The 1,177-nt window shown below is 46.4% G+C and carries 1 protein-coding gene; it reads right to left on the bottom strand.

Features of this window, described 5'->3' with window-relative positions; all coding sequences use genetic code 11:
* The coding region (gene tuf, locus H5300_RS26710; RefSeq protein WP_017079846.1) for an elongation factor Tu at nt 1-1,177 on the bottom strand (1,177 nt) is incomplete at both ends.

The raw sequence follows: 1,177 nt of genomic DNA, 5'->3' as shown, positions 1-1,177 counted from the left end.
AAGATTTTAGCTACAACACCAGCACCAACTGTACGGCCACCTTCGCGGATTGCGAAACGTAGACCTTCGTCCATTGCGATTGGAGCGATTAGCTCAACAGTCATTTGAACGTTGTCACCTGGCATTACCATTTCTACGCCTTCAGGTAGAGTGATATCGCCTGTTACGTCAGTTGTACGGAAGTAGAACTGTGGACGGTAACCCTTGAAGAAAGGAGTGTGACGGCCGCCTTCGTCTTTAGAAAGTACGTATACTTCAGACTCAAACTTAGTGTGTGGGTTGATTGAACCTTTAGCAGAAAGTACTTGGCCACGTTCAACGTCATCACGCTTAGTACCACGTAGAAGTGCACCAACGTTCTCACCTGCACGACCTTCGTCAAGCAGTTTACGGAACATTTCAACACCAGTACAAGTAGTAAGAGTAGTTTCTTTGATACCAACGATTTCTACTTCGTCACCTACACGTAGGATACCGCGCTCGATACGACCAGTAACTACTGTACCACGACCTTGGATTGAGAATACATCTTCAATAGGAAGTAGGAACGGTAGATCAACAGCACGCTCTGGAAGTGGAATGTAAGAATCTAGTGCTTCTGCAAGCTCAACGATCTTGTCTTCCCACTGCTTTTCGCCGTTTAGAGCGCCAAGTGCAGAACCTTGAATTACTGGAAGGTCGTCTCCTGGGTACTCGTACTCAGAAAGAAGTTCACGTACTTCCATTTCTACTAGCTCAAGTAGCTCTTCGTCATCAACCATGTCACATTTGTTCATGAATACGATGATGTAAGGGATACCAACTTGACGACCAAGTAGGATGTGCTCACGTGTTTGTGGCATAGGGCCATCTGTAGCAGCAACAACTAGGATACCGCCGTCCATTTGAGCAGCACCAGTGATCATGTTTTTAACATAATCGGCGTGTCCAGGACAGTCTACGTGTGCGTAGTGACGTTCAGGAGTATCGTACTCAACGTGAGAAGTTGCGATTGTGATACCGCGCTCGCGCTCTTCTGGAGCGTTATCGATAGATGCGAAATCTTTAGCAACACCGCCGTACACTTTTGCAAGTGTAGTACAGATAGCAGCAGTTAGAGTTGTTTTACCGTGGTCAACGTGGCCGATAGTACCAACGTTTACGTGCGGTTTCGTACGTTCAAATTTTTCTTTAGACA

It is taken from the genome of Vibrio sp. SG41-7, from assembly GCF_014164465.1.
Taxonomy (GTDB): Bacteria; Pseudomonadota; Gammaproteobacteria; order Enterobacterales; family Vibrionaceae; genus Vibrio; species Vibrio splendidus.
The sequence above is the reverse complement of the archived record's forward strand: the minus strand, read 5'-3'. Positions and strand labels throughout refer to the sequence as shown.